Raw genomic sequence first — 7,295 nt, 5'->3', positions numbered from 1 at the left:
TCCTCCATCTGGCTCGAAAGCCTACTTCAGGGAGGACCACTTTTCAGGGGGCAGGCCAGCAGGCGGTCTACCGCGAGGCCCTGGCGCATTATCCGACGAATTTCGTCCTGCTGAACAACTATGCGCTGTCGCAGGCGCTGTCGGGCCAGGTCGGTGCCGGCCTTGCGATCATGGAGGAACTGTTGCGCGACCCCGAGCAGGGCGCCACTGTGCGCAGCAATATGGCAATCGCCTATGCCCTGGCGGGCCGGCCGCGCGATGCGCGCACCATGCTCGAAGGCACGATGAGCGGCGCCGAGGTCGAGCAGACGCTGAAGCGATATGCGGCAATGGCCGGGAATTTCCGGGCCGGCAAGCCGATCGGATACTTACTGTTCAACTGAATGCGCGGGCGCAGCGAGGGCCGCGTGCGCCCCATTGAAGGCCGCTGCGCCCGCTGTCATACCTCGGCCATGCGTATTGCGATCAACGGATTCGGCCGTATCGGCCGCACGGTGCTGCGCCAGGTTCTGACCGGGGCGCGCCAGGATATCGACGTGGTGCGGATCAACGATATCGCCCCCCTCGACATGTGTGCCTATCTCTTCGCTTTCGACAGCACCTTCGGGCCGTTCCCCGGCGAGGTGAGCGGGGCCGACGGGCATCTGTCGGTCATGGGGCGGCGCATCCCGATCAGCCATTCGCCCGATCTCTCCTCGGTCGATCTTGCAGGGGTCGACGTGCTGCTCGACTGCACCGGCATTGCCCGCAGCTCGGACGTGGCGCGGCGCGGGCTGGCGGCGGGGGCGGCCAAGGTGCTGATCTCGGGGCCGTCTCCGGCTGCGGAAATGACCGTGGTGCTGGGCGCCAACGAGGACATGCTTGGCGGGGCGCGCGTGGTCTCCAACGCCTCCTGCACAACCAATGCGCTGGCGCCGCTGGCGAAGCTGCTGCACCGGCTCGGCGGGATCGAGCGGGCGCATATGACCACGATCCACTGCTATACCAACAGCCAGCCGATGGTCGACGCACCGCGCGGCGACTATGCGCGCAGCCGCGGGGGAGCGCAGTCGATGGTGCCGACCACGACCAGCGCGGCGCATCTGGTGGACGAGGTGCTGCCCGAACTCGCCGGCCGCATCAGCGGAGCGGCGGTGCGGGTGCCGGTGGCCTCGGTCTCGGCGGTCGACCTGGTGGCGCAACTGGAGCGCCCGGTCAGCACCGAGGCCCTGCGCGCGGCGGTAGCCGACTCGCATGTGCTCGGCTGGACCGGCCTGCCGCTGGTCTCCTCCGACCTGCGCGCCCGCCCGGAATCGCTGGTCATCGCGGGCCCCGAGACAAGGGGCATCGACAACCAGCTGCGGGTCTTCGGCTGGTATGACAACGAATGGGGCTTCTCGGCGCGGATGCTCGACATCGCGGCCCTGATGGCGTGCGGTTGAGGGCAACCAGGGAAGGGGTGGCGGGGTAAACCCCGCCCTACCCAGGATCAGACGTTCAGCAGCAGGTGCTCGCGTTCCCAGGGGCTGATGACCTGCAGGAACTCGTTGTATTCCGCCCGCTTGACGATCGAGTAGACCCGGCAGAATTCCGGCCCCAGCACATTGGCGAGTGCGGTGGATTCCTCGAACAGGTCGAGCGCGTCGCCCATCACCCGCGGCACGTCTTCCTCGCCCTCGTAGGCGTCGCCCTTGAACTGCTTCTCGGGCCGCTTCTCTTCCATCAGGCCGAGATAGCCGCAGGCCAGCGAGGCTGCGATGCCGAGGTAGGGATTGCAGTCCATCCCCGCCAGCCGGTTCTCGACCCGTCGCGCCTCGGGGCCCGAGAGCGGCACGCGGATGCCTGTGGTGCGGTTGTCGCGCCCCCATTCCAGGTTGATCGGCGCGGCGAAGTCCTTGACGTAACGGCGGTAGCTGTTGACGTAGGGCGCCAGCACCGCGATCGCCGCGGGCAGGTGATGCTGCAGCCCGGCGATGAAGTGGAAGAAGGCATCTGTCTCGCCGCCCGCGGGCCCCGAGAAGATGTTCTTGCCGGTCTCCATGTCGATCACCGAATGGTGGATATGCATCGCAGAGCCCGGTTCATCGGCGATCGGCTTGGCCATGAAGGTGGCGAAACAGTCGTGCCGCAGCGCCGCCTCGCGGATCAGCCGCTTGAAGTAGAACACCTCGTCGGCCAGCTTGACCGGGTCGCCGTGGCGCAGGTTGATCTCGAGCTGACCGGCGCCGCCCTCCTGGGTGATGCCGTCGATCTCGAAGCCCTGGTCCTCGGCAAAGTCATAGATGTGGTCGATCACCGGGCCGAACTCGTCCACGGCCGTCATCGAATAGGCCTGCCGCGCCGCCGCGGGCCGCCCCGAGCGGCCCATCATCGGCTCGATCCCCTTGGCCGGGTCGATGTTGCGGGCCACCAGGTAGAACTCCATCTCGGGCGCGACGACGGGCTGCCAGCCCTGGTCCTTGTAGAGCTGCACCACTCGCTTGAGCACGTTCCGGGGCGAGCAGGGCACCGGGTTGCCCTTGCGGTCATAGGCGTCGTGGATCACCTGGATGGTGGTGTCGCCGGTCCAGGGCGCGGCGCTGGCCGTGCTCATGTCGGGCTTCAGGATCATGTCCTTCTCGATGAAGCCCTCGTCGCCTGCCGCCTCGGCCCATTCGCCGGTGATGGTCTGGTAGAAGATGCTGTCGGGTAGGTGGAAATACTGCTGCCGCGCGAACTTGCTCGCCGGCACCGCCTTGCCCCGGGCGATGCCGGGCAGGTCCGAGATGACGCATTCCACCTCGTCCAGCCGCTTGCCGTTGAGAAATTCGCGTGCCGATTCCGGCAGGCTGTCGATCCAGTCGGCCATCAGGCCCTCTCTTTCCTGAAAAAGTCTGCCATCGCCCGACCGAACTCGGCATTGTCCACCGGTTCGTCGAGGTTGGCTGTGGCCTCGGCCAGCTGGGCCTCGGGCACCACGCCCTTGCCGCGGGTGCGGATCAACCCGCCGATGAAGTCGTTGCCGTATTCCGGGTGCGGCTGCACCGTCCAGATCGTATCGCCATAGGCCAGGATCGCATTCTCGCAGAAGGCGTTCGAGGCCAGCACCCGCGCGCCCTCGGGGCGTTCGACCACCTGGTCCTGGTGCCATGCGTTCAGCGTCACGGTGCGCCCGCCCATGTCGTATTCGGTCGGGCCCACGGCCCAGCCGCCCTTGAACTTCTCGACCTTGCCGCCCAGCGCCTGGGCGATGATCTGGTGGCCGAAACACACGCCGATCAGCGGCTGGCCGCGGGCGTGGATGTCGCGGATCAGCGCTTCCAGCGGCGGGATCCAGGGATGGTCCTCGTAGGCGCCGTGGCGCGAGCCGGTGATGAGCCAGCCGTCGCAGTCCGCCGCGCTGGCGGGAAAGACGCCGTCAACCACCGAATAGGTCTCAAAGTCGAAATCCGTCTCGCCCAGCATCTTCTGGAAGAACTGGTCGTAGTCACCGTACTCGCCCATCAGCTCGTCGGGCGCATGTCCGGTCTGCAATATGCCGATTTTCATGAGTCACACAGGAATATGATCATATTACAGCCTATCCGAGCATCACCGACTCGGCAAGGGGGGCACAGTCGCCAAGCTGCGCTCGAACGGCCTGCCATTCCCGCCATGCCGGAACGCATGAACCTGGGAAACGGCCCCAATTTCTCTTCTTGAAAAATATCTCCAGGGGAGTCGACCGCAGGGAGACGGGGGCAGCGCCCCCATGCGCCGGAAGGCCAGGGGCGTTGACCTGCGGCATGGGCGCGGCGGGGAGACGCCGCGCCGCGCGAGGTCAGTCGCCGAGTTCCTGCGGCAGGGCGAGGTTCAGCACGATGGCGATGAAAGCCGCCGGCAGAAGGCCCGAGGTCAGCAGGATCTTCAGCGTCGGCCCGAGATGCTGCAGCGCCTCGGGCACCAGCTGCAGGCCGAAGCTGACCGAGAGCGCGGTGGCGAAGATCACCATGTTGCGGCGGTTCCAGTTGACGTCCGAAAGCATGTTGATACCCGAGGCGCAGACCATGCCGAACATCACGATGACGCCGCCGCCCAGCACATGCTCGGGCATGGTGCGGATCACTGCACCGACCACCGGCATCAGGCCGCAGAGGATCAGGAATACCGCGCCGATGGTGACGACATGGCGGCTCATTACGCCGGTCATCGCCACCAGGCCCACGTTCTGGCTGAACGACGTATTGGGCAGCCCGCCGAAAACGCCCGCCACCGCGGTGCCGAGTCCGTCGGCGAAGGTTGCGCCGGCGATCTCCTTGTCTGTGGCCTCGCGGCCGGCGCCGCCCTTGGTGATGCCGTTGGTGTCGCCCACCGTCTCGATGGCCGAGACGATGGCCATGAAGCACATGCCGACGACGATGGCCCAGTTGATCTCGAAGCCGTATTTGAACGGCATCGGCAGCTCGAAGAGCGCCGCCTTGCCGACATTGGCAAAGCTGACCTGTCCCATCGCCAGCGCCACCAGGTAGCCCGCGACGATGCCGATGAAGACCGCCGCGACCGAAAGGAAGCCGCGGGCGAAGAACTTGATGGCCAGCGTCACCAGCACCACCACCACGGCCGGCCCCCAGTAGGTCCACGAGCCGAAGTCCGCGGCCATGCCGAGGGTGCGCTCTGCCACCTCGGTGCCCAGCTTGCCGGCCGCCGCCACGTCGAGCGCGGCGGTGTGGCGCAGCACGCCCCCGGCGGCATACTGGATGCCGACCTTGATCAGCGCGAGGCCGATCATCAGCACGATCAGGCCGGTGACCAGCGGCGGCAGGGCAAAGCGGATGCGCCCGACGATGAAGCCGAGGCAGAAGTGGAAGCAGCCGCCCAGCATCACGCCCGTCATCAGCCCGCCCAGCCCGCCGGCGCCCAGCCCCGCGACGGCGGGGATCATGATCGGCACGAAGGCGAAGGAGGTGCCCTGCACGATCGGCAGCCGCGCCCCCACCGGGCCGAAGCCGATGGTCTGGAACAGCGTGGCGATGCCGGCGAACAGCATCGACATCTGGATCATGTAGCTCATGTCCGGAAAGCCGAGCGCCCCCTGGTCCGAGCCGAAGCCGATGCCGGCGGCACCCGCCACGATGATCGCGGGCGTGACGTTCGAGACGAACATCGCCAGCACGTGCTGGATGCCAAGCGGAATTGCCTTGGAGAGCGCCGGGGTGAAATCCGGATCGCGCAATTGCTCGGGCGTGCCGAGCGAGGTGTAAGCCATGTCCCTGTTCCCTGTCCGTTGCGGGTTTTCAGTCCGGCCACCTCTGCGGGCGGTTCCGGGTCATTCCATGTCGATGAGCCAGGGCTCTTCGAAGCAGTATTCCTCCAGATTGGTGCCGGGGCCGATGCGGTCGATCACGGCGAAAAGGCCGGGCGCGTGCAGCGGCGTCAGCACGCCGTGCCAGGTGCCCCGGTGAAAGTTGATGGCCTGCCCCGCCTCGGTCAGGAAGGCCAGCGGCCGGCCCGGTGCGCCGCCCTCGTCGGGCGCCACGATGACCAGGAAGGGCTGCAGCGACATCGGCACGAAGCACTGGCTGCCGTCGGGGTGCCGCTCGACCAGGTCGAGCGCATAGGGCAGCGCGCGCGGGATCGCGTTGAACAGGCTCACCCCCGCGCGGCCATCGCCAAAGTCGAGCCGGGCGCGGTCGTGCCAGCGCCCGCACATGCCCTGGTTGATGATCCGGTCCGGCGCGCCGCCGCAGTCCAGCACGTCGCCGAAGGGCGCAAAGGCCGTGGCGGTGAGCGGGGCGAGGGCGATCCGGCGGCTCATGCGGGCAGCACCGCCTTCAGCCGCAGCGCAGCGATCCGTTCCACCTGCTTGCAGGCGGTCGCGAATTCGGTGGCGCGGTCGTTCTCCAGCCGGCTGCGGAAGGCTGCGAGGATCGAGGCCTTGGTGTTGTCGCGCACGGCGATGATGAAGGGAAAGCCGAATTTCTCGACATAGGCCGCGTTCAGCCCGTTGAATTCGGCGCGCTCGTCGTCGGTCAGCGCGTCGAGCCCCGCGCTCGCCTGTTCGGCGGTCGAGTCCGCCGTGAGCCTTCTGGCCGCCGCCAGCTTGCCGGCCAGGTCGGGGTGGGCCTGCAGCACGCCCAGCCGCTCGTCCTCGGAGGCGGTGCGGAAGACGCGCGCCAGCGCATTGTGCAGCCCGCCCGCCGTGTCATGGGCCGGACCCAGTTCGAGCGCATGGGCGCGTTCGGCGATCCAGGGGGAATGTTCGAAGATGCCGCCATAGGCCGCGACAAAGGCGTCCTTTTCCATCAGGTGCGGGCGCGGGCGGTCGACCGGCGGATGGGTCGCGGCCCAGTGCTCGGCGATCTGCAGGCGGGTGGCGAACCAGACTTTTTCGTGCGCGCGGGCGTGGTCGAGGAACTTCTCCAGCGCCCTGATCCGCCCCGGCCGGCCGATCAGGCGGCAGTGCAGGCCAATCGACATCATCTTGGCCTGTCCGGCCGCGCCCTCGGCATAGAGCGCGTCGAAGGTGTCGCGCAGGTAGGCGAAGAACTGGTCGCCCGAGTTGAAGCCCTGCGGCGTGGCAAAGCGCATGTCGTTGCAGTCGAGCGTATAGGGCACGATCAGCTGGTCGCGGTTGCCCACCTTGGTCCAGTAGGGCAGGTCGTCGTCGTAGGTATCGGCGACATAGGCGAACTGCCCGCTCTCCGAGGCGAGCCGCACGGTGTTGATCGAGGTCCGCCCCTCGTACCAGCCCTTCGGCGACTCGCCGGTGACCTCGGTGTGCAGCCGGATCGCCTCGGCGATGGCGGCGCGTTCCTGGTCCTCGGGCATGTCCTTGTGCTCGATCCACTTCAGCCCGTGGCTGGCGATTTCCCAGCCGGCCTCCTGCATCGCTGCGACCTGGTCGGGCGAGCGGGCCAGCGCCGAGGCGACGCCGTAGACCGTTATCGGCAGATCCTTCATCAGCCGGTGCAGCCGCCAGAACCCGGCGCGCGCGCCGTATTCATAGATCGACTCCATGTTCCAGTGCCGCTGGCCGGGCCATTGCGCCGCGCCGACGATCTCGGACAGGAAGGCTTCCGAAGCCGCGTCGCCGTGCAGGATGTTGTTCTCGCCGCCCTCTTCGTAGTTGAGGACGATCTGAACCGCGATACGCGCGCCCCCCGGCCACTGCGGGTCGGGCGGGGTCGCGCCATAGCCGATCATGTCGCGCGGGTATCTGTTCATCCTGGGCACTCCGTTTCGCCCGTTCTACGGCATTGTGCGCGCGGGCATTTTCAAAAAACAGCAAAAGCATTGTCAAACATGGCGGGTTTGCACAATGGTTGCGCCTGCGGCACAGGAAAGGGGCAAAGGAGAGC

At 67.3% G+C, this 7,295-nt stretch carries 7 protein-coding genes; 2 read left to right on the top strand and 5 right to left on the bottom strand.

The window, feature by feature from the left end; all coding sequences use genetic code 11:
• Nucleotides 1-383, top strand: a 383-nt coding sequence (locus IE266_RS21320; RefSeq protein ID WP_373310598.1) for a tetratricopeptide repeat protein, incomplete at its 5' end; no start/stop codon positions are given.
• A 69-nt stretch (nt 384-452) separates the two neighbouring features.
• A complete protein-coding gene (locus IE266_RS21315) occupies nt 453-1,421 on the top strand; it encodes a type I glyceraldehyde-3-phosphate dehydrogenase (RefSeq protein WP_189682157.1) in 969 nt (322 codons plus the stop codon).
• A gap of 47 nt (nt 1,422-1,468) precedes the next feature.
• On the opposite strand, the gene IE266_RS21310 is transcribed toward IE266_RS21315, so the two are convergent.
• The 5 genes from IE266_RS21310 to puuE form a co-directional block, all read right to left on the bottom strand.
• A complete protein-coding gene (locus IE266_RS21310; RefSeq protein ID WP_189682151.1) occupies nt 1,469-2,827 on the bottom strand; it encodes a glutamine synthetase family protein in 1,359 nt (452 codons plus the stop codon).
• Nucleotides 2,827-3,507 (bottom strand): type 1 glutamine amidotransferase, encoded by a 681-nt coding sequence (locus IE266_RS21305; RefSeq protein ID WP_189682150.1) that lies wholly within the window; start codon nt 3,505-3,507, stop codon nt 2,827-2,829. Before IE266_RS21305 ends, IE266_RS21310 begins: the two co-directional genes overlap by 1 nt.
• 271 nt (nt 3,508-3,778) lie before the next feature.
• Nucleotides 3,779-5,203 (bottom strand): uracil-xanthine permease family protein, encoded by a 1,425-nt coding sequence (locus tag IE266_RS21300; protein ID WP_189682149.1) that lies wholly within the window; start codon nt 5,201-5,203, stop codon nt 3,779-3,781.
• A gap of 60 nt (nt 5,204-5,263) precedes the next feature.
• Complete coding sequence (locus tag IE266_RS21295; RefSeq protein ID WP_189682148.1) at nt 5,264-5,752, bottom strand: ureidoglycolate lyase; 489 nt, start codon at nt 5,750-5,752, stop codon at nt 5,264-5,266.
• The gene (gene puuE, locus IE266_RS21290) at nt 5,749-7,161 is read right to left on the bottom strand and encodes an allantoinase PuuE (RefSeq protein ID WP_189682147.1); all 1,413 of its coding nucleotides are present in this window, start codon (nt 7,159-7,161) and stop codon (nt 5,749-5,751) included. Before puuE ends, IE266_RS21295 begins: the two co-directional genes overlap by 4 nt.
• Nucleotides 7,162-7,295 lie beyond the last annotated feature (134 nt).

Origin of the sequence: Seohaeicola zhoushanensis, from assembly GCF_014656415.1 — a bacterium.
GTDB classification, from domain to species: domain Bacteria; phylum Pseudomonadota; class Alphaproteobacteria; order Rhodobacterales; family Rhodobacteraceae; genus Seohaeicola_A; species Seohaeicola_A zhoushanensis.
Note: the sequence above shows the minus strand (reverse complement) of the source record. Positions and strands in the feature narration are given on the sequence as shown.

What these genes read in the sequence shown, in the direction of transcription:
- IE266_RS21315 (WP_189682157.1), top strand. Translation starts at nt 453, where the DNA reads ATGCGTATTGCGATCAACGGATTCGGCCGTATCGGCCGCACGGTGCTG.
- IE266_RS21310 (WP_189682151.1), bottom strand. Translation starts at nt 2,827, where the DNA reads ATGGCCGACTGGATCGACAGCCTGCCGGAATCGGCACGCGAATTTCTC.
- IE266_RS21305 (WP_189682150.1), bottom strand. Translation starts at nt 3,507, where the DNA reads ATGAAAATCGGCATATTGCAGACCGGACATGCGCCCGACGAGCTGATG.
- IE266_RS21300 (WP_189682149.1), bottom strand. Translation starts at nt 5,203, where the DNA reads ATGGCTTACACCTCGCTCGGCACGCCCGAGCAATTGCGCGATCCGGAT.
- IE266_RS21295 (WP_189682148.1), bottom strand. Translation starts at nt 5,752, where the DNA reads ATGAGCCGCCGGATCGCCCTCGCCCCGCTCACCGCCACGGCCTTTGCG.
- puuE (WP_189682147.1), bottom strand. Translation starts at nt 7,161, where the DNA reads ATGAACAGATACCCGCGCGACATGATCGGCTATGGCGCGACCCCGCCC.